General features: G+C 67.6%; 15 protein-coding genes and 1 pseudogene. 10 read left to right on the top strand and 6 right to left on the bottom strand.

Annotated features, from left to right (window positions below; genetic code table 11):
* The 10 genes and pseudogenes from J5J86_RS03365 (at nt 1) to J5J86_RS03410 (ending at nt 11,156) form a co-directional block, all read left to right on the top strand.
* A complete protein-coding gene (locus J5J86_RS03365; protein ID WP_209103489.1) occupies nt 1–3,756 on the top strand; it encodes a nitrate reductase subunit alpha in 3,756 nt (1,251 codons plus the stop codon).
* Nucleotides 3,753–5,276: a nitrate reductase subunit beta gene (gene narH / locus J5J86_RS03370; RefSeq protein ID WP_209103490.1), complete on the top strand. Its 1,524-nt coding sequence runs from the start codon at nt 3,753–3,755 to the stop codon at nt 5,274–5,276. Before J5J86_RS03365 ends, narH begins: the two co-directional genes overlap by 4 nt.
* Nucleotides 5,277–5,281: 5 nt before the next feature.
* Nucleotides 5,282–5,995, top strand: coding sequence for a nitrate reductase molybdenum cofactor assembly chaperone (gene narJ, locus J5J86_RS03375; RefSeq protein WP_209103491.1), 714 nt, complete (start codon nt 5,282–5,284; stop codon nt 5,993–5,995).
* Between the two features lie 12 nt (nt 5,996–6,007).
* The gene (narI, locus tag J5J86_RS03380; RefSeq protein WP_209103492.1) at nt 6,008–6,781 is read left to right on the top strand and encodes a respiratory nitrate reductase subunit gamma; all 774 of its coding nucleotides are present in this window, start codon (nt 6,008–6,010) and stop codon (nt 6,779–6,781) included.
* Between the two features lie 5 nt (nt 6,782–6,786).
* Nucleotides 6,787–7,632: a peptidylprolyl isomerase gene (locus J5J86_RS03385; protein WP_209103493.1), complete on the top strand. Its 846-nt coding sequence runs from the start codon at nt 6,787–6,789 to the stop codon at nt 7,630–7,632.
* A gap of 10 nt (nt 7,633–7,642) precedes the next feature.
* A complete protein-coding gene (locus tag J5J86_RS03390; RefSeq protein ID WP_209103494.1) occupies nt 7,643–8,017 on the top strand; it encodes a hypothetical protein in 375 nt (124 codons plus the stop codon).
* Nucleotides 8,004–8,627: pseudogene (locus tag J5J86_RS03395) on the top strand (carbonic anhydrase); the annotation flags it as partial. The gene J5J86_RS03390 and the pseudogene J5J86_RS03395, both read left to right, overlap by 14 nt.
* Nucleotides 8,628–8,850: 223 nt before the next feature.
* Entirely contained in the window at nt 8,851–9,873 is a 1,023-nt protein-coding gene (gene moaA, locus J5J86_RS03400; RefSeq protein ID WP_247657987.1) for a GTP 3',8-cyclase MoaA, read from the top strand.
* Between the two features lies 1 nt (nt 9,874).
* Nucleotides 9,875–10,402 carry a molybdopterin adenylyltransferase gene (gene mog / locus J5J86_RS03405; protein WP_247657989.1) on the top strand — a complete coding sequence of 176 codons (528 nt, stop codon included), beginning with the start codon at nt 9,875–9,877 and terminating at the stop codon, nt 10,400–10,402.
* Nucleotides 10,403–10,460: 58 nt separating this feature from the next.
* The gene (locus J5J86_RS03410) at nt 10,461–11,156 is read left to right on the top strand and encodes a Crp/Fnr family transcriptional regulator (protein ID WP_209103497.1); all 696 of its coding nucleotides are present in this window, start codon (nt 10,461–10,463) and stop codon (nt 11,154–11,156) included.
* Between the two features lie 14 nt (nt 11,157–11,170).
* On the opposite strand, the gene J5J86_RS03415 is transcribed toward J5J86_RS03410, so the two are convergent.
* From J5J86_RS03415 to tagH, 6 genes are all read right to left on the bottom strand, one after another.
* The gene (locus J5J86_RS03415; RefSeq protein WP_209103498.1) at nt 11,171–12,394 is read right to left on the bottom strand and encodes an NnrS family protein; all 1,224 of its coding nucleotides are present in this window, start codon (nt 12,392–12,394) and stop codon (nt 11,171–11,173) included.
* Nucleotides 12,395–12,606: 212 nt separating this feature from the next.
* On the bottom strand, nt 12,607–13,305 hold the full coding sequence (gene tagF / locus J5J86_RS03420) for a type VI secretion system-associated protein TagF (protein WP_209103499.1): 699 nt from the start codon (nt 13,303–13,305) through the stop codon (nt 12,607–12,609).
* 5 nt (nt 13,306–13,310) lie between these two features.
* Nucleotides 13,311–16,877: a type VI secretion system membrane subunit TssM gene (gene tssM, locus J5J86_RS03425; RefSeq protein ID WP_247657991.1), complete on the bottom strand. Its 3,567-nt coding sequence runs from the start codon at nt 16,875–16,877 to the stop codon at nt 13,311–13,313.
* Between the two features lie 101 nt (nt 16,878–16,978).
* Nucleotides 16,979–18,466, bottom strand: coding sequence for a type IVB secretion system protein IcmH/DotU (gene icmH / locus J5J86_RS03430; protein ID WP_209103500.1), 1,488 nt, complete (start codon nt 18,464–18,466; stop codon nt 16,979–16,981).
* A complete protein-coding gene (tssK, locus tag J5J86_RS03435; RefSeq protein ID WP_209103501.1) occupies nt 18,463–19,800 on the bottom strand; it encodes a type VI secretion system baseplate subunit TssK in 1,338 nt (445 codons plus the stop codon). The genes icmH and tssK overlap by 4 nt, the downstream gene beginning before the upstream one ends.
* A gap of 58 nt (nt 19,801–19,858) precedes the next feature.
* Complete coding sequence (gene tagH / locus J5J86_RS03440; RefSeq protein WP_209103502.1) at nt 19,859–21,259, bottom strand: type VI secretion system-associated FHA domain protein TagH; 1,401 nt, start codon at nt 21,257–21,259, stop codon at nt 19,859–19,861.
* Between the last annotated feature and the right edge of the window lie 249 nt (nt 21,260–21,508).

Genomic DNA, 21,508 nt, shown 5'->3' on the forward strand with positions numbered 1-21,508 from the left:
ATGTCCCATTTCCTTGATCGCCTGACCTTTTTCCGCCGGCCCACGGAGCCCTTCGCCAATGGCCACGGCATCGTCACCCACGAGGATCGCTCCTGGGAGGACGGCTATCGCAAGCGCTGGCAGCACGACAAGATCGTGCGCTCCACCCATGGGGTGAATTGCACGGGGTCGTGCTCCTGGAAGATCTACGTGAAGGGCGGGATCGTCACCTGGGAGACCCAGCAGACCGACTATCCCCGCACCCGCCCGGACCTGCCCAACCACGAGCCGCGCGGCTGCGCCCGGGGCGCGTCCTATAGCTGGTACCTATATTCCGGCGCGCGGGTGAAGCATCCCATGGTGCGCGGGCGCCTCCTGAAGCTGTGGCGGGAGGCGCGGGCGACCTTGCCGCCCGTGGCGGCCTGGGCCTCCATCGTGGGGGATGCGGAAAAGCGCGCCGCCTACACTTCCATTCGCGGTCATGGCGGGCTGGTGCGCGCCACCTGGGACGAGGTGAACGAGCTCATCGCCGCCGCCAATGCCCACACCATCCGCAAGCATGGGCCGGACCGCGTGGCGGGATTCTCGCCGATCCCGGCCATGTCCATGGTCTCTTATGCGGCGGGGGCGCGTTATCTCTCGCTGCTGGGCGGCGTGTGCCTGTCCTTCTATGACTGGTATTGCGACCTGCCGCCCGCCTCGCCCCAGACCTGGGGCGAGCAGACCGACGTGCCGGAAAGCGCCGACTGGTACAATGCGGGCTTCATCATCGTGTGGGGCTCCAATGTGCCCCAGACCCGCACGCCAGATGCCCATTTCTACACCGAGGTCCGCTACAAGGGCACCAAGAGCGCGGTGGTGACGCCCGATTATGCCGAGGCCACCAAGTTCGCCGACATCTGGCTGAACCCCAAGCAGGGCACGGACGCGGCCCTGGCCTTGGCCATGGGCCATGTGATCCTCAGGGAATATCACCTCGACCGGCAGGTGCCTTATTTCGACGATTACCTGCGCCGCTATTCCGACATGCCCTTCCTGGTACGGCTGGCGGAGCGGGACGGGCGGCTCGTGCCGGAACGTCTCCTGCGCGCTTCCGACCTGCCCGGCGCGCTCGGAGAGGCCAACAATCCCGACTGGAAGACGGTGGCCTTCGATGCGGCGAGCGGCGACCTCGTGGCGCCGGTCGGCTCCATCGGCCACCGCTGGGGCGAAAATGCCAAGTGGAACCTGGAGGAGAAGGACGGCGCGGGCCGCGACATCCGCCTGAAGTTGACCCTGGCGGGGTCCGAGGACGAGATCGCCGCCGTGGACTTCCCCTATTTTGGCGGGCGGGCCACCGCGCATTTCGTCGCGACCGATCATGGCGAGGTCCTCACCCGCAATCTGCCGGTGCGCCTCATCCAAGGGGCGGACGGAGCGGTGATGAAGGTTGCCACCGTCCATGACCTCATGATGGCCAATTACGGCCTCGACCGGGGCTTTGGCGGCGCGAATGTCGCCACCTGCTATGACGACGACGTGCCCTTCACCCCGGCCTGGGCGGAGCGCATCACGGGCGTGAAGCGCGATGCCATCATCACCGTCGCCCGTGAATTCGCCACCAATGCGGAGAAGACCAACGGCCGGTCCATGGTCATCATCGGCGCGGCCATGAACCATTGGTACCACATGGACATGAACTATCGGGGGGTGATCAATCTCCTGGTGTTCTGCGGCTGCATCGGCCAGTCCGGCGGCGGCTGGTCCCATTATGTGGGCCAGGAGAAGCTGCGCCCGCAGACCGGCTGGCAGCCGCTGGCCTTCGGCCTCGACTGGTCCCGCCCGCCCCGGCACCAGAACGCCACCTCCTTCTGGTACGCCCACACGGACCAGTGGCGCTACGAGACCCTGACCGCCGGCGAGATCCTCTCCCCCACCGCCCCCAAGGGCGACTGGGACCAGAGCTTCATCGACTACAATGTCCGCGCCGAGCGCATGGGCTGGCTGCCCTCCGCCCCGCAGTTGCGGCAAAACCCGCTCGACATATCCAAGCGCGCAAAGGCCGCCGGTCAGGAGGTGAAGGACTACGTGGCCACCGCGCTGAAGAGCGGCGCGCTGGACCTGTCCTGCCACGATCCCGACCATCCCGACAACTGGCCCCGTAACCTGTTCATCTGGCGCTCCAATCTTCTGGGCTCATCGGGCAAGGGGCACGAATATTTCCTCAAACACCTGCTGGGCACCCAGCACGGCGTCATGGGCAAGGACCTCGGCGCGGAGGGCGCCGTGCGCAACACGGAGGTGGAATGGCGGGACGAGGCACCCCAGGGCAAGCTCGACCTGCTGGTGACTTTGGACTTCCGCATGTCCACCACCTGCGTCTATTCCGACATCGTCCTTCCCACTGCCACCTGGTACGAGAAGAACGACCTCAACACCTCGGACATGCATCCCTTCATCCATCCGCTCTCGGCGGCGGTGGACCCGGCCTGGGAGGCCCGCTCCGACTGGGACATCTATAAAGGCATCGCCCGCGCCTTCTCCAAGGTGGCCCCGGAAGTCCTGGGCGTGGAGGAGGATACCGTCCTCACCCCCATCCTGCACGACACCCCGGCCGAGATCGCCCAGGCCATGGACGTGAAGGACTGGAAGCGCGGCGAGGTGGAGCCCATCCCCGGCAAGACCATGCCGGCCGTCACGGTGGTCACCCGCGACTATCCCGCCACCTATGCCCGCTTCACGTCCCTCGGTCCGCTGATGGAGACCATCGGCAATGGCGGCAAGGGCATTGCCTGGAAAACCGGCCATGAGGTGGACGCGCTGCGGGCCCTGAACGGCGTGCATCGCGAGGACCCGGCCAAGGGGCTGGCCAAGATCGAGACCGACATCGACGCCGCCGAGGTCATCCTCATGCTGGCGCCGGAGACCAATGGCGAAGTGGCGGTGAAGGCCTGGGAGGCCCTCTCCCGCAACACCGGCCGCGACCATGCCCATCTCGCCCTGCCCAAGGAGGACGAGAAGATCCGCTATCGCGACGTACAGGCCCAGCCGCGCAAGATCATCTCCTCCCCCACCTGGTCGGGCATCGAGAGCGAGAAGGTCTGCTACAATGCCGGCTATACCAATGTCCACGAACTGATCCCCTGGCGCACGCTCACCGGGCGCCAGCAGCTCTACCAGGATCATCTGTGGATGCGGGCTTTCGGCGAGGAACTCGTCACCTGGAAGCCGCCCGTCGACCTGAAAACCATCGCCGGGCACAAGGATGCGCGGCCCAACGGGCACACGGAAATCGTCCTCAACTTCATCACCCCGCACCAGAAATGGGGCATCCACTCCACCTATACGGACAATCTCTTGATGCTCACCCTCAACCGGGGCGGGCCGGTGGTGTGGATCTCCGAGGACGACGCCAAGAGGGCCGGCCTCGTCGACAATGACTGGGTGGAAGTCTTCAACGCCAACGGGGCGCTCACGGCCCGGGCGGTGGTCTCCCAGCGCGTCATGCCGGGCATGGCGATGATGTATCACGCCCAGGAAAAGATCATTAATACGCCCGGCTCCGAGCAGACCGGCAAGCGCGGCGGCATCCATAATTCGGTGACGCGCACGGTGCTCAAACCCACCCACATGATCGGTGGCTATGCCCAGCAGTCCTACGGTTTCAACTATTACGGAACCGTCGGCTCCAACCGCGATGAATTCGTCGTCATCCGCAAGATGAGCAAGGTGGACTGGCTTGAAGACGAGCTCCAGCCCGCCGCATCCACCTCTTCGGCCAAGGAGACGGCCCAATGAAGATCCGCGCGCAAATCGCCATGGTGCTGAACCTCGACAAATGCATCGGGTGTCACACCTGCTCCGTCACCTGCAAGAACGTGTGGACCAGCCGGCAGGGCGTCGAATACGCCTGGTTCAACAATGTGGAGACCAAGCCCGGCATCGGCTATCCCCGCGAATGGGAGAACCAGAAGAAGTGGAATGGCGGCTGGCGGCGCAAGGCCAACGGCAAGATCGAGCCGCGCATGGGGGCGAAGTGGCGCATCCTCGCCAACATCTTCGCCAATCCCGATTTGCCGGAGATCGATGATTATTACGAGCCCTTCACCTTCGACTATGAACATCTGCACAACGCCAAGGAGTCCAAGGCCTTCCCCACCGCGCGCCCGCGCTCCCTCGTCTCCGGCGAGCGGATGGAGAAGATCGAATGGGGGCCGAACTGGGAGGAGATCCTGGGCGGCGAATTCGCCAAGCGCCGGAAGGATGTGAATTTCGAGGGTGTGCAGGCCGACATCTACGGCCAGTTTGAGAACACCTTCATGATGTACCTGCCGCGCCTGTGTGAGCACTGCCTCAACCCCACCTGCGCCGCCGCCTGCCCTTCGGGCGCCATCTATAAGCGGGAGGAGGACGGCATCGTCCTCATCGACCAGGAGAAGTGCCGGGGCTGGCGCATGTGCGTCTCGGGCTGCCCCTATAAGAAGATCTACTACAATTGGTCTTCGGGAAAATCCGAGAAGTGCATCTTCTGCTATCCGCGCATCGAGGCGGGACAGCCGACCGTGTGCTCGGAAACCTGCGTCGGGCGCATCCGCTATCTCGGCGTGCTGCTTTATGATGCGGACCGCATTGAGGAGGCCGCCAGCGTCAAGGACGAGAGGAAGCTCTACCAGGCCCAGCTCGACCTCTTCCTGGACCCGAAGGACCCCGCCGTGGTGGCGCAGGCCCGCGCGGATGGCGTGCCCGACGCTTGGATCGAGGCGGCGCGCCATTCGCCCATCTGGAAGATGGCCATGGAGTGGAAGGTGGCCTTCCCCCTCCATCCCGAATACCGCACCTTGCCCATGGTCTGGTACGTGCCGCCGCTCTCCCCCATCCAGTCCGCCGCCGCGGCCGGCAAGATGGGCATGGACGGCGACATGCCGGATGTGCGCTCGCTCCGCATCCCGCTGAAATACCTCGCCAATCTCTTGACCGCCGGGAATGAGGAGCCGGTCGCCCGGGCGCTGGAGCGCATGCTGGCCATGCGCGCCTTCATGCGGGCCAAGACCGTGGACGGGCGCCTCGACGAAGCGATCGCAACGCGTGTGGGCCTCACCGGCGCGGCCATTGAGGACATGTACCAGGTGATGGCCATCGCCAATTACGAGGACCGCTTCGTCATCCCCACCGCCCACCGCGAAATGGGGGAGGACACGTTCGACCTGCGGGGTTCCTGCGGCTTTTCCTTCGGCAATGGCTGCTCGGGCGGGGAGAGCGATCTCAACCTCTTCGGCAGCCCGGCCCGCAAAGCCCGCACCCCCATGGAAGTGGAGTGAAGGCCATGACCACCGCGACCCCGCACGATCTGACCTTACGCACCCTGTCCGCCCTCCTCACCTATCCCCAGCCCGCCCTCATCGCGGCGGTGCCGGAGCTTTCGGCCGCGCTGCGGGGGGAGGGTCGGCTCGGCACCGCGCAGCTTGACGCCCTCGCCCCGCTGCTGGAGAGGCTGGCGACGGCGGACCTCTATGCGCTCGAAGAGGAGTATGTGGCCCTCTTCGACCGCACCCGCCGCCTCAGCCTGCATCTGTTCGAGCATGTGCACGGCGAGAGCCGGGACCGGGGCCAGGCCATGGTGGATCTCGCCGCGCTCTATGAGCAAGGCGGGCTCCTCATGGCGGCCAACGAGTTGCCGGACTTCCTGCCGCTGTTCCTGGAATATGCCGCCACCCGCCCCCGCGCCGAGGCGGATGGCCTCCTCATCGACGTGGACCACATCCTCGCCGGCCTTGAAGAGCGCCTGACGGCGCGCGCCACCGCCTATGCGGCTGTCATCACCGCATTGCGCAGCCTTGCCGGCACGGCGCACCTTGTCTCCACCACGCCCGCCGAGGCCCTGCCCTCGCCCGCCGATGAGCTCGCCGCCCTCGACAAGGAATGGGAGGAGACCGCCGTCACCTTCGGCCCGGGCGACGCCATGGGCGGCTGCTCCGTGGACCGCTTCCGCACCCAATTGCGCGCCGCCCAGCGGGACGTGCGCCATTCCGCCGCCTGAAGGAGGCCGGACATGTCAAACGCCATCAACGCCGCCTTGTTCGGCTGGTACCCCTATCTGTGCCTCACCATCTTCCTGGTGGGCAGCCTGATGCGGTTCGACCGGGAGCAATACACCTGGAAGACCGGCTCATCGCAATTGCTGCGCAAGCGGCAATTGCGATGGGGATCCAATCTCTTCCATGTGGGCATCCTGGTCATCTTCCTCGGCCATGCGGGCGGGCTGCTCACCCCCATCTGGGTGTTCGATGCGCTTGGCATCTCCCATTCCTTCAAGCAGGGGCTCGCGATCACGGTGGGCGGCATCGCCGGGGTGGCGTGCTTCATCGGCATTTGCCTGCTTGCCCACCGCCGGCTGTTCGATCCGCGCATCCGCGCCACTTCCAGTTTCGGCGACACGGCCATCCTGCTCATCCTGTGGGCGCAGCTCACCCTCGGCCTGTCCACCATCCTCCTCTCGCTCCACCACATGGATGGGCATGAGATGGTGAAGTTCATGAACTGGGCGCAGGGCATCCTCACCCTCCAGCCGTCGGCGGCCGCCTATGTGGCGGACGTGGACCTCGTCTTCAAGGCGCACCTCCTTTTGGGCATGACGATCTTCCTCGTCTTCCCCTTCACCCGCCTCGTCCATGTGTGGAGCGCCCCGGTCTGGTACCTCGGCCGCACCGGCTACCAGGTGGTGCGGACCCGCCGGCCTTTGCGCCGCGCGGGGCCGGTCGTCGCGGGCCACCCCATCGCGGCCGCCCGCCCGGCGACGCAGCCCGCGCGCCGTCCTGCGGAGTGAGCGTCATGACTGAGATCATCAGCCCCCGCATGCCGCGCCCCGTCCGCGCCGCCCGCACCGAGGAAGTGTCGGTGAACGGCGTCCTCATCTCCCGCGCCGAGATCGCGCGGGAGATCCAGAACCATGAGGCCCGCACGCCGGCGGAGGCCTGGCACGCAGCCGCCCGCGCGCTGGTGGTGCGCGAGCTGCTGCTCGCCGAGGCCGCGCGCCTGGGCATCGCGGCAGAGCCCGCCCGCCATGGGGACGGCTCCCGCGAGACCGATGAGGAGGCCACCATCCGCGCCTTGCTGGCCCAGGAGGTGAAAGTGCCCACTGCCGACACCGCAACCTGCCGGCGCCATTTCGAGCGCAACCGCGCCAGCTTCCGCTCGGGCGACCTCTATGAAGTGGCCCACATCCTCCTCCCCGCCGCGCCCGACGACATGGCCGGCCGCGCCGCTGCGCGTGCGCAGGCCGAGGCGATCCTCGCGGACATCCTGGCGGGCCGCGCCGCCTTCGCCGACATGGCGCGGGCCCATTCCGCCTGCCCGTCCCGGGAGGTGGGCGGGAGCCTCGGCCAGATCGGCCGTGGCCAGACGGTGGCCGAGTTCGAGGCGGCGTTGGCGCAGATGGTTCCGGGCGCCGTGCATCCCGCCCCCGTGGAAAGCCGCTACGGCTTCCATCTCGTCGTCCTCGCCCACCGCATCGAGGGGCGGGACCTGCCCTTCGAGATGGCGGAGGCAGCCATTGCCGGCCATCTGGAGTTGACCGCCTGGCATGTGGCCACCCGGCAATATCTCAGCCTGCTCATCGGCCGCGCCGACATCCGGGGCGTCACGCTGGAGGGGGCGGCCTCGCCCCTCGTGCAATAGGGAGCCCGCCATGCTTCTGGGAACCCTTCTCAAGCAGCTCCAGGATGACCGCTTCGCGGCGGAGATCCTGTTCGGGCTGGGCGACATCACCCTTTCCCGGCGGGCCGGGGAGGCGGGCGCGCCTTATGGCGAGAGCGCCGGAGCATATGCCGCCTCCGCCTGCGCCCGTTTCAGCGCGGACGCCTCCGACGAGGATTGGCTTGCCTTGATGACGGCGCTGGAAAAGGGCGCGGACCCCGCCGCCACCTGCCTGCGCACCATGGTCGACTGGTCCATTCGCCAGGATGCGGAAGAGGCAGCCGAAGGGGCGCAGGCCGCAGCCGAGGGCGGCTGCGGATGCGGCGGCGCGGGTGGCTGCGGGGGCCGTGCCCATGGGCCGGCCTGACGCGCGCCCCCGCCGGCCGGACACGGTGCTGGACGAATTGTTCGACAACAATCTCGCCTGGGCCAATGCCAAGCATGCGGCGGACCCCACCTTCTTCCGTCGCCTCGCCGAGCAGCAGGCGCCCCGCTTCCTGTGGGTGGGCTGCTCCGACAGCCGGGTGCCGGCCAATGACGTGGTGGGTCTTGATCCCGGCGAGATCTTCGTCCACCGCAACATCGCCAATGTCGTCCATTCCAGCGACATGAACCTCCTGGCGGTGCTGGAATTTGCCGTGGACGTGCTGGCGGTGCGCCACATCATCGTGTGCGGCCATTATGGCTGCGGCGGAGTGCGGCGGGTCATCGAGAATGGCCAGGGCGCGGGCGGCGGCGGGCTGGTGGACCATTGGCTCGCGCCCATCGTGGAGCTTTATGCCCGCCATCGCGCCGCTCTCGACACCCTGCGTGATGCCTCCGCCCGCCTGGACCGGCTGTGCGAGTTGAATGTGGCGCTCCAGATGCGCCGCCTCGCCGCCACCCCGGTCTTGCGCGCCGCCTGGGCGCGAAACGCGCCCCTTACCCTTCACGGCTGGATCTACGGCATCGGCGACGGGCTGCTGCGGGACCTTGGGTCGACCGTTTCCTGCGCCGCCGATTGCGCCGCCCTTCCCGCCCTGGAGGCGCTGGCGCCAGAGGGTGGCGAGCCGCTGAGCGCCCGCCGCCTCCATGCCATCGCCGCCTTTCTGGAACTGGACGCGGGCGCGCTCGCGCCCTGCGGGCCGGCCTGCACCTGCGGCGCCTTTTCCGCCGCCCTCCCCGACCGCGCCGGCCGGGATCTTTGACCCGGAGACCGCCATGCCCAATCCCAGCCTTTCCTCCCCCGCCGGCTGCGCCATGGTGGATCTGTTCGGCCGACGCATCCGCTATCTGCGCCTGTCCGTCACGGACCGCTGCGACCTGCGCTGCGTCTATTGCATGGGGGAGGACATGACCTTCATGCCCCGCGACCAGGTGCTGTCGCTCGAAGAGCTGGACCGGCTGGCCTCCGCCTTCATCGCCCTCGGCGTCACCAAGCTGCGCCTCACCGGCGGCGAACCCTTGGTGCGGCGGGGCATCCTCGACCTCATCGCCAGCCTCTCCCGCCATCTGAACAGCGGCGCACTGCAGGAACTCACCCTCACCACCAACGGCACCCAGCTCGCCCGCCACGCCGAGGCGCTGGCCTTGTGCGGGGTGCGGCGCCTCAATGTCTCCCTTGATACCCTCGATGCCGCCCGCTTCCACGCCCTCACCCGGCGCGGATCGCTGGCGCAGGTGCTGGACGGCATCGCCGCCGCCCGCGCGGCGGGGCTCAAGGTGAAGCTGAATGCGGTGGCGCTGGCCGGCTCCACGGAGCAGGAAGTCTTCAACCTCATCGCCTTCGCCCATGGCCAGGGCATGGACCTCACTTTCATCGAGACCATGCCGCTCGGCGATGTGGGCGTCGACCGCATCGACCAATATCTGCCCCTCAACGTGCTGCGCGCCCGCATCGAGACGCGGCTGTCCCTCACCGACACGTCCGAGCGCACCGGCGGCCCGGCGCGCTATGTGCGGGTGGCGGAAACCGGCGGACGGATCGGCTTCATCACCCCCATGAGCCATTCCTTCTGCGAGAGCTGCAATCGCGTGCGGGTGAGCGCCACGGGCGTGCTGCACACCTGCCTCGGCCAGGAGGACGCGGTGGACCTGAAGGGCCCGCTGCGCGCGCGGGGCGAAGAAGGGCTGCGCGCGGCCATTGCCGGTGCCATAAAGGCCAAGCCCAAGGGGCATGATTTCGTCATCAGCCGCGGCGGCGCGCCGGCGCTGGCGCGGCATATGTCGGTTCTTGGAGGTTGACGTGGTTCGCATCGGCATTCTGACCATTTCCGATCGCGCCAGCGCGGGCACCTATGCGGATCTCAGCGGACCGGCCATCGAAGCCTGGCTCAAGGGCGTCATCACCTCGCCGTGGGAGGTCCATCGCCTCATCATTCCGGACGGGCAGGAGAGCGTCGCCGCCACCTTGCGCCATCTGTGCGATGACGAGGGGCTGGACCTCATCCTCACCACCGGCGGCACCGGCCCCGCGCCCCGCGACCTCACTCCGGAGGCCATGGCGGATGTGATCGAGAAGCCCCTGCCGGGCTTTGGCGAGCGCATGCGGCTGGTGAGCTTTGCGGAGGTGCCCACCGCCATCCTTTCGCGCCAGGAAGCGGGCGTGCGTGGGCGTACCCTGATCATCAATCTGCCGGGCAAGCCGGCGGCCATCGCCACCTGCCTCTATGCGGTGTTCGCCGCCGTGCCCTATTGCCTGGACCTCATCGGCGCCGGCCGCATCGAGACCGACCCGGCGCGCCTCGCCGCCTTCCGCCCGAAGGGGGCGTGACCCGCAACACATGCGCCGGCGCCCCTGGGACGCGGCCGAGCCGAGACAGGGACCCGCCATGGGATTGGACCAAAGCCGCCTCAGCGGCCTGCCGTTGTTCGCGCAGATGGACGTGCAGGATCGCGCCCGCCTGTGCCGGGGCGCCGCGACCCGCCATGTGCCGCGCAATGGGACGGTGTTCCGCCAGGGCGAGGACGCCGCCGCCTTCTTCCTGCTGCTCCACGGCCGGCTGAAGGTGACGCAAGTGACGCCCGCCGGCGCGCAGATCATGGTGCGCATCGTCCATCCCGGCGACCTGTTCGGCATTGTGAAGGCGCTGGGGCGGGCGGACTATCCCGGCACGGCGATCGCCGCCGTGGACAGCCTCGTGGCCTTCTGGCCGACACCCGCCTGGGAGACCTTCCTCGCCGCCAGCCCCAGCCTCGCCTTGGGCGCCCTGCGCATGATGGGGCAACGCCTGGAGGAGGCGCGGGCGCGCATTCTCGACGTGTCCACCGCGGCGGTGGAGCGTCGGGTGGCGCATCTCGTCCTGCGCCTTGCCGAACAGGCCGGCGCGCCGGAGGCGGACGGCGTGCGCATCGACTTTCCCCTCTCCCGCCGCGACATTGCGGAACTCACCGGCACCACCCTCCACACCGTCTCCCGCATTCTGAGCGCCTGGGAAGCCAAGGGCCTGGTGCGCGGCGGACGGCGGACGCTCGTCCTCACCGACATGTCGGGCCTTGCCCGGCAGGTGGAAGACACCGCCCCTTGAGGGCCCGGCGCCCGTCATCGGGCTGCCGGTACCGAGCAGCCGGCCGGGCCGCTCGGTACTTTCTGCGCCGCACGGGGGCCGGTGAGGACAGGCCAATAGGCGGCCGCGAACACGAGGAAGCCGAGCGACCAGGCAAGGCCTGCCACGTCCAAAAGCGCCGGCGGTCCGAGATTCAGCGCTGATGCCACGCGCGCAAGGCTTCCCAGCACCACCAGGACATAGCAGGCCTGTGTCAGGGCGCCTGCCTTGAGCGGGCGGCCCGTATGTCCAAGGCTCGCCCGCGACATGACGGCGAGCGTCAGGGTGCCGAAGGCGCCGGCTGTCCAGGCGTGCAGCCCCGCGCCCGGCAGCACCCAGCCGAGGCTTGCGGCGGCGCCAAGGCCAAAGCCCAGCGGCACGAACAGATAGGACACGTGCAGGATCACGAGCAGCGGATTGCGCCAGGTGCGATCCCCCGCCCAGCGCATCAGCCGCGCCAGATGCAGGCCGGCGCACAGGGCGAGCAGCCCCCCGCTCACGGCGGAAGCCGGCGCCGCCACCCATACGAGGCAAGTCAAAACCGTCGCTCCCAGCACCGCCTTGTCGAAGGCGCCGAACGGCACCGGAAGGCGTCCCAGCCCGCTTGGGGCGAGCCAGTTGCGGGTGAAGCTCGGAATGATCCGCCCGCCGATCAGCGACACCAGCACCAGAATGGCGGCAATGGCGCCCCGCCGCGCATAGGCCGCCTCGCCCGTAAAGTGCGCCTCCAGATGAAAGGCGAGGTTGGCCGCCCCGATGAGGCCGAGGAGCACCACCACGCCGAGATTGCGCCAGTTCCTGCCCGCCACGATCTCCCGCACACAGGCGGCGGCCAGAAGGATGAGGAAGGCCATGTCGAGGGCCAGGGCAAGGTCCCAACCGATACGGGCCGAAAAGGCCACCGCCAGCCGCCCGGCGATCCAGGCCAGCACCAGCCCCAGGAGCGGCGCGCCCCGCACCGGCAGGCGCCCGGTCCAATTGGGAATGGCGGTCAACAGGAAACCGCCAATGGCCGCTGCCTGGAAGCCGAACAGCATCTCATGGACATGCCAGTCCACCGGCGCGAACGCCGTGGGCACCGCGATCCGCCCGGTCACGAAGCCGATCCAGACGAGGATCGTCAGCCCCGCCTGGAGCGCCGCGAGAAGGAAGAACGGCCGGAAGCCGTAGGACAGGAAAGCGAGGCCCTCATGGGCCCGCAGGCGGGAGATGGCCGGCATGGGGCGCGGCTCCTTGCTCTGGAGGCGCCCCGCCCGCGATGGCGCAGGGGGCGCACAGTGCAGTCCTATCCGCCCCGCAGCGCTCCGAGTGTGTGCCAGCGCAAACTCCCAGGTGAAAGCAGGAGGGCGCGGCTCTCCCGCCGCAGGCACTGGCCCCGCTGCAGCCGGCGCAGCGTGGGCTGCCGCGTGGGCGCCCGCTCCCATTCGCGCGTTCAGGCGGCGCGATCCGGCGGGCGCGGGCGGAGGGACCAGTCCCCCGTCAGCATGCCGGAGAAGGTGTCCGCGTCGGGAAAGGTGCGCCCGCACAGGGCCGCAGCGGGAAAGGCGGCGCCCCCCACGGTCCACCAGAAGGAGGAGAAGACCGCCCCCAGATGGGCATCGGCTTGCGCCACAGTTTCCTGAGGCGCCTCCACAAAGGCCTGCCCGAGCACGGCCAGGGTGCCGCTGAGCGCGGTGACGGCCTCCGGCAGTGGCGGCTGATCCACATGGGTCGGCGCGTCCAGTGCGGCCCGTGAAGACAGGATCCGCGCGAAGTCGCCAATGTCCAGGGTGGACAGCAGGAAGCCTTCCAGGGCCTCGAACCAGGGTCCCTGGGGATCGGCCAGCGGCGAGGGAAAGGTGCATCCCTCGGGGGCGGCAGCGAAGGCCACCAATGGAAAGGGCCGGCCCACGCCATCAACGGAGGGCATGAGCGCACCCAGCAAGGCCCGCCCGCAATGACCAGGTCCAAGATGGAAGCGCCAGAGCGGCGCCCCATAGAAAAGCCGCTGCCACTCGGTCCCGAGCCGCAACCGGCTGGCCGCCAGCATGCCTTGCAGCCAGGGTTCAAACGTGTCGAGAAAGCCCCGCGGGACCGCCTCGGCGATGAAGTCCCGCTTGGCCGGAAGCTTGCCATAGAGTGCGATGGGCATGGCGGCTATTGCAGGGTGGTCGGACACTGGAACTCGCGCAGGGCGGTGAGCGTCAGCGGATTGATGGCGGAGGCCACATTGAACTGATAGCGGATGTCACGCGCGCTCTCGGACCCCGCCCGCATGGCAAGCACCGTATCATTCCCCTGGCGGATCACCTTGCTGGCGTCGAAGGCACGAAACAGGGCCCAGGTGCCGGTCTTCTCGAACAGCGTGTAGGGATTGGCGGTGCTGACCACCGGCGTGGCGATCAAGCTCACGCGCGAGGCGCCGACCGGGCCAGGCCACTGCAGCGTGACCGGAGCCGGCGGGGCGGCGGCAGGCGCCGGCTGCGGGCGGGGTGCGAACAGGCCGGCCGCCTGGGGTTGGGCCGGGGCCGCCGGAGAGACGATCCGCGTGCCATTGATGTCGAGGATGATCTGCGTCATCGGGTCATTGGCAGTCAGCGGCAAGACGGAGAAAGTGAAGGAGGGTTGGTTTCCGCCCGCCGCAAAAAAGGCGTCGCGGATCAAGGCCGCGCGCTGGAAGTGCTGGAGCGCCGCCGGCGACAGGAGAGCCCCCACTTTGCTTTCGCGCCTCCAGACCATGTCCGTTCCCCGCTGCTCCACCAAGGGCGCAAGCTCCTCCTTGAAGAAGCGGTCCATGATGCCGCCAGGGCTGAAGAGGCGGCCGAACTCGATCGGCTGAACCTCAAGCTCGGCATTCCGGCTGAAGGGGTAGCGGCCGGCAATGATCTGCTGGCAGGCCTGCGTGACCGTCTCGGACAGGGACTTCTGCAGATCGCCCAGAACGACGCTGGCCACATTGCCTTCCAGGTCGTCCGTCGCCGCCCGCAGCATTTGCGCGAAGGGCGCGGGGAAGCGCGTGGCCAGAACACGCAGATTGCGGATGCTCTCGCGCGTGGCGGCCGTCATCTGGTTGGAGCGGGACGCATCGTTCAAGGTCCCAACCAGGCCGTTATAGATGTCGCTGAAATAGCCCACCGCCAGATCCACGGGCCTGCCGCCCTGTCCCTGGTCGAGCATCGCGTAGAAGGGGCGGAAATAATCCTCGATGGCCCGTCCGGCCGACATGCCGGTGGAAAAGACGACCGGCGGTCGCGCCGGCGCTGCACCCGCAGCGGCATCCGGCGCCTTGGCCGGGCGGGAGAGCTGGGTCTGGGTGCGGATCTCCTCGAATATCTGCTTGAACGGCGAGGCCGCTGCGGAAATGGCGTAGAGCACCGCATATTGGGGCTTGTCCGCCGTCAGCGGCCGGATGCGCAGGCGGTTGAGGGCGTCCGCCCAGGCCTTGATGAAGTCCCTCGCGTAAAGCTTCAGGATGTCGTCCGACAAGGTGTCGAACTGCGCGCCGACGACCGCCATCTGGCCGCCCTCTCCCAGGACCCAACGGTCCTTCTCCAACTGGGCGGAGATGCCGGGCAGGGCCTCGATCAGGCCCACCTGGAAACCGTCATAAGTGAAGAAGCCGGGCACGCGCACCGTGTCGATGCCGGAGCCGTTGACGGTGGCGAAGACGGAAGCGGCATCGGTGACGGACTTGCCGAGGACCCAGTCAGAGACCCGCCCGGAGTGGGTGCGCGACCGCAGGATCTGGTAGGCGCGCTCGGCCACATTCATGCGGATGAGCATCCGGCGCACGTCCTCAATCAGCGGGCCATTGAGCGGGATATTGGCTGCGGTACCCGTGTCGAGCTCAAGCATGGCGCCGATGTGGTCTTCCAGCGCTAGGCGCATGCCGGCCTTTTCGGGCCCGGGATAGAGCACATTGGCGAAGTCCTCGCGGGCCCAGTCCAGGATGATGCCCTTGTCCACCGGGCCTTGGCCGCCGAGCATGAGATAGACTTTGAACGGCTCGTAAAGCTTGCTCTGCACGGCAGAGGGCCCGGCGGCGCTGGCGGCATTGAGCTGCTCCTCCAACCGGTACAGGAGACGCGGGCGCAGGTATCGCTCCAGTCCGGCCCGATAGGCGGCAAGGCCCGACGACGTGAGCCGGTCGCGCTGGGACAAGCCGAACTGCTCTGCGAGCGGGGTGGGCTCGTCCTTGGAGGCATATCCCGCCGGCAGTCGGCGCAGTTCCTCCAGCCGTGGCAGGATCTGCTCGAACTTCCGGTCGTTCACCACCTTGGTGTCGAGCTGGGCGGCGGCGTTGCGCTTATAGGTGGCGGCTTCGTCCTGCGTGCGGGCGATCAATTGCTCATTGCGGGTATAGCTGGTGGTCCACGCCGCCACCGCACCGGCGGTCGCCAAAGCCAGAACACCATAGCCGCAGGCGGTGAGAATGAAATTACGGCGCACGGCGGCGCGGTCCGTGGAGACCCAGGCGGCTTCGCCGATGATGACCTTGCGCACGAGATCGTTGAGGAAGAAGCTGCGGCCCGTTCCCGACAGATAGCCCTCCCCGAGTGCCTGTGCCCCGAAGGATTGGGAGAGCGACCCGATGATGCGGTCGATGGGCGTGCCCTGCTGGGTGCCGGACGTGAAATAGAAGCCGCGCAGGGTGGCGTTGGAATGGTAGCGGGTCGGCTCGAAGATCCGGCCCAGGAACGTGACGATGGGTGTCTTGAGCGTGACGAACTGTGCCGGGAAGCCGAAGATGCGCAGCCGCGCGGTGGGGTCATTCTCGGCCTGAAGGCGGTCGGGCAGGAATTCAGAGAGGCGCTCCAGCAGCGCGTCGAATTCCTCGGGCACGCGGCCGACCAAGTTCTGGTTCTTCTTGGGGTCCTGGAAGGTGGCGCCCCAGACCCTGCGCCGCTGCATCTCGCCAAGGTCGGCGAAAAACTCGGTAAAGCCCGCGATCAAGTCCATCTTGGTGAAGAGCACATAGACCGGGAAATCGATCTTCAGCAGCTCATGCAGTTCCGTGAGCCGGCTGCGCACCGCGCCGGCATGGGCGGTGCTTTCGGCCTCGTCGAGCGACACCAGATCGGCGATGGACAGGGCGATGATGACGCCGTTGATGGGCTGGCGGGGGCGGTGCTTTTTCAGCAGCCCCAGGAAGGACAGCCAGCTGCGCCGATCGAGCGCCGCATTGCTGTCCTGCGTGGTGTAGCGGCCGGCCGTGTCCACCAGGACCGCATCCTCGGTGAACCACCAGTCGCAATAGCGCGTGCCGCCTATGCCGGCGATGGCCGCGGGCGTCTGCCCTCCCGCCAGCGGGAATTTCAGCCCACTATTGACCAGCGCCGTGGTCTTGCCCGAGCCGGGCGGCCCGATGATGATGTACCAGGGCAGATCATAAAGATAATCGGCCTTGGCCTTGCCGGAGGCGCGCAAGGTCTCCAGGGCCTCCTTCATGCGGGTGCGTAGGACCGCGCTGTCGTCGTCTTCCTGGCCCTCGGCCATGGCCGAGCCCAGCGCGCGGCTGGCCTTGATGCTGCTATAGGCCATCCAGGCCGCAGAGCCCATGCCGCACAGGCTCACGACCAGGACGGAGATCAGGCGCACCCCTTCGCTCTCGAAGGGGTGGACACCGGCAATCGCCAGCAATGGCGCCGCAAACCAGATCACGGCCGAAAGCGCCACCACGCCCGCTGCGATCACGGCCATGTTGATCCACAGATTGCGCGTCATGTTCGACATTCCATCCCGTTCATCCCCATCCCAGGCCCCGTCCCAGGCCCCATCCCAGGCCCCGTCCAAGGCCCCGTCTCAGGCACCTGTCCCGTCAGCGGTCAGTCGGCCCGGTCGATCCAGATTTCGACCCGGCGGTTCTTGGCCATGTTGGCGGCATTGGTATTGGGCGCCACCGGCTCGTCCTCGCCGCGACCTTCTGCAACCACACGGTCGGGCGGGGAGATCAGCTGGCGCAGGTCCTTCTGCACCGCCTTCGCCCGCGCCACGGAGAGCTCGAAATTGGATTTGAAGCGGGCGCCGGAGACCGGCTCATTGTCCGTGTGTCCGACCACCTTGATGGGGCCGGGCTCCGGGTTGAGGACCTCAGCCAGCTTGCCGGCCATGGCAGAGAATTGCGGTTTCACCTGCGCCTTGCCGGACTCGAACAGGAGACCGTTGGAAACGCGGATGATGATATGGCCGCCCACCGCCGTGGCCGACACCTCTCCGGCGGCGATCTCCGGAGCGAACTGCAGGCGGATGCGCTGCAACTGGGTCAGCGTCTGCGTCGGCCCGGGAGGCGGCTCCGGAGGCGGAGGCGGAGGCGGCGGAGGCGGCACCGGCGCCCGCCGGAACAGAGCAAGCTCCACCGGCGGGTGAAGGCCGGCAAGATCCCGCGCAGCCAGTTCCGCGTCGCCCGATAGCAGGGTCCAGTAGGTGACGAACAGCGCCACCAAAGCGGCGGAGACGAGTGCGCCGGACACCCAGAAGGGCACCCGCGCCCGGCCGTGCCGGGACTTCAGGTCAAGCCCCACCCAGCGCGGCGAAAGCTCCTCGGGCGTCTGGCGGCGCACGCCTTTCATGACCTCATAGGTCCGCCTCTGCAGCGATTGCAGGGTCGCCTGACCATTGGCCATGGTCCGGTACTTGCCCTGGAAGCCCAGGGCGAGGCAGGCGTGCAGCAGCTCCAGCAGATCGGCATTATGGACGGGATCGGCGACCGCCTTGTCCAGCTCTTCAAAGAAACGCACGCCGCCGATACGCTCGCCGAAGAAGCGGCTGAGCATGGAATACTGCGCCCAGAGCTGCCGATCCTCATTGGGGATGTGCTGGACGATGTCGTCGGCCGTCGCGCACAAAATATACTTGGCGGCGGTCGCCTGGGCGGGCGGAACCTGCGCGCGCTTCATCTCCGCGTCGAAAACCGTGATGGTCTCCGCCGCCGTCTCCATGAGTTCGGCGAAGGACGCCCGCATGAGGGCGATGCGCAACCGCCCGAGCAGGAGCAGGAGGGGACCTGCCGACCGCATGATCGGGTTCTGATGCGGCAGGATCATCTGCTCCCGCTCGAGCAGGGCCGGTCGGGCGAAGGAGGCCCTTGGCGCCCCCTCCGCATCTGGCGCGCCCCACTGGTCCTGCGGTGCTCCGGCCTGGCCGGGATGCACGGCCGCCACCGGGGCTTGGGGTGCCGCGATGGGCGCGGACTGCGCCGCCCAGCCCGATGGCCCCGGTGCCTCCTGGGGGCCGGACGGAGGGGGCGTTCGCCGCCCTCCCGGATTGGGTCGGAAAACGGTGCGATCCCCTGGCTCGTTGAACGGATCGTTCATCGCCGGTCCTCAAGCACGGCCCAGAGCTCCAGTGCGAGCCCCGGCCAGTCGCCGGAAAAGTGCATGCCGATGGAAGTGGCGGTGCTGAAGTCGCCCCAGAGCGGGGACGACTTGTCCAAGTAGAAATAAACATGGTTCGTCAGCGCCCGGATCTGCTGGGGCGGCGTCGGCATGTGCAGCAGCGCGATGCCGGGCAGGTGGGCATTGACGATCTCGTTCATCTTCGAGTTCGGGCCGATCTTGAACAGATGCGGGAACTGCGTCTGGATGTCCGCCAGCGGCCGGTCGGCGCCCACCTCAAGGACGAAGGTGGCAGTGCGGAACAAAGACCGGTCGCGAATGATGGAGATGAAGGCGTTGGCGGCCCGTTCGACGATTTCCAGCCGAATGACCCGGCGGCCGAGCCGCGCACTCAGATAATCCTGGATGTCCCGCAGCACCGGGGCGAAAATGCCCTCCAAATCATCATGGTCATAGGGCGCATAGACGCGCGCGCGCCGATCGGGCGCGGCAAAGGTGGCCAGTTCGCCCGCCAGGCGCAGGAGTTCAATATAAAGCCGCTCGGGATGCACGTAGGCCGAGCCGCGCATGTGGCGGAACACCGGCAGGCTGCGGTTGAGCAATTGCAGGATGAGATAGTCGACGCTCTGCAGCCCCCCACCCGCGGTCGGGTCGGCCGCGTAGCGTGCCAATTCCTCCAGCTTGGTGTCCAGCCAGCCGATGACCCGGTCGATCCACCCCGTCACCACCGGGCTTGCCATGGTGACCAGCAGCGGCGGCACGAATTTCTCGTCGATCAGCACGGTCCGGTCGCGCACCTCCAGGATGCGCGCCACGGCTATGTTGACATAGCCCGCCTTGGGCGCGCGCCCGAGCTTGAGGGCCAGGCGCGGATGGGCGACATCGATCTCTTCTTCCTGGCGCAGGTCGGCGGTGGAATCGATGAAGATCTCGGGCGCTGAAAAATAACGCGAGGCGCTCTCGCGGTCCTTGTGATCCACCTCCCGCGTATTGACCGCTTCCATGGGCAAGGTCAGCCAGACGAGCTGGTTGGATGCCTCGGCGGTGATGTCGATGGGATCCAGGGCGGGACTGTTGCTCGGCAGGTCGAAGGGCGTCCCGTCCGGCAGGATGCCGCACGCCCGGCGCAAGCCGAACTTGGAGCGCTGCGCCAGGTCCCGGTCGATCTCGATGTCCGAGAAGCCCCAGGGATAAGGCGTTGTGTGGGAGACGCGGGACTTCACCAAGCCTTCCACATATCGGTCGGCCTGTTGAAAATGCTGGGGCTTCAAGAACAGCCCTTCAGACCACAAGACCTTGCTGTGCCAAGACATCAATGCTCCCCTCGCGTCCGCACCGCTGGTCTCGGCCATCGCGGCGAACCATGCGCGTTCATCTCCTGCCGTCGTCCCGCCCGTTCTGAGCAAGCCGGTCGTAGCATTCCGCGAAATAGATCATGAAGAGCCCCGCCATCCCCTCCTCCGTACGCTGCGTCTTCGCGCGCCACGTGGTGCAATACGTGTCCCAGAGCCGGGTTTTGCGAGACGAGAGCAGGGATGACATGGATTTATCTTCGCGGGCGCCCGCCTCTATTGATGCGGGATCGAGATCCTCCAGCAGCATCTTCATCGCCTGCTGCATGGCGCTGAAGATCCGCAATTGGTGGCCGGCAATATCCTCGAAGCCCTGCTTGAAGGCGGTCCGGCCATGGAGATAGCTGCGCGTGGCGGACCCGAAGGTCAGGCGCAGCGCATCCTCCGCGGTGGGCGAGAATTTGAACGGGTTGTTGTCGAAGGCGCCGATGGTGGTGTGGTCGGAGCTGCGCATGGAGCGCTTGGCGCTCGAACGGGCCGACAGGAGCTGCATCAGTTGCTCGCTGACCACCCGCAAGCTGGCGCCGATCTCGCCCAGAAGCTCCGCGCCGTCCCGGCGGGCGAAGGCATCTGCGGGCAGTCCCGCCCCGCGCGAGATCAGCGCCAGCGCCTCCTGGAGGTCGGCGCTGGACCGCGGTGCGCCGGAAGCCGCGGGCGCAGCCTCGGGCGGGCGCGGCTCGGGTGGCGGCTGGGCGGCGACAGCCCGCCGGTCCGGCTCGTGGAGCGCGAGGGGCTGCGCCGCCGGAGGGGGCGCCTCCTGGCGCATGGCTTCGCCATCGGCAGCCGGCGCCCGCCCCGGCCGCGCCTCCCGGTCACCCAGCGCCCACGCGCCGGTGGGGCTGGAATCCACCCAGACGGAACGGCGGGGCGGCTCGGCAGGCGGGGGAGCTTGCGGCGGGGGGGCTTGTGGCGGGGGAGCAGGCTCCGGCCGCACCGCCGGCAAATCCATGGCCCATTCAAGAAAATCCGGCTCGACCGGCCGCGCGCTGGCGCGCGGCACGATCTCGCTGCGGCTGGCGGGGGGCGCGGCACCGGTCGCTTCCCACAAATCCCCGCCGGCCAGCGCGGGCGGGGCAGAGGGTGGCGGCACCGCACTCCCCTGCCCCCCGAGCGCTGCAACGATGATGTAGTTTCCGATCAGAATTCGATCGCCATTGCGCAGCACATGGGGGCCGTGCATGCGCCGGTCATTACCATTCAGGAAGGTTCCATTGGTGGAAACGTCGTATAGAACATAGTCGCCATTCTGATAGCGCACTTCGCAATGCTTGCCAGAAATATAGCGGGTGGGGTCCGGCAGGGTCCAATCCAGGTAGGTGTCGCGACCCACATCAAAGCCGCGCGCTCCCGTGACGGTGAACGTCACCGGCCCGCCATCGGGCAAGGTCTTGAAATTCTCAATGGTCAACGTCAGCGCCATGAGTCGCCTTACCAGAAAGTTGGAGCTTCACTTTTAAAAAGTAACGACTTGCCAGAGACTACCACCCTCAAAGCAGCTCGATCCTATCATCTATCGCACACGCGAACGGATTGGATATGCCAAATTTTCCCGTCCGGCCTCCAAGTTTTTTGGAGCGATCTGTACCATGATTTACATGAAACGACGCCTTGCGCGGAGCAAATGGCACCGCTAGCCTCGACGGCAAGGGTGAGCTTTGCGCTCTCCCGC

Source organism: Aquabacter sp. L1I39 (genome assembly GCF_017742835.1).
In the GTDB taxonomy this organism is placed as follows: Bacteria; Pseudomonadota; Alphaproteobacteria; order Rhizobiales; family Xanthobacteraceae; genus L1I39.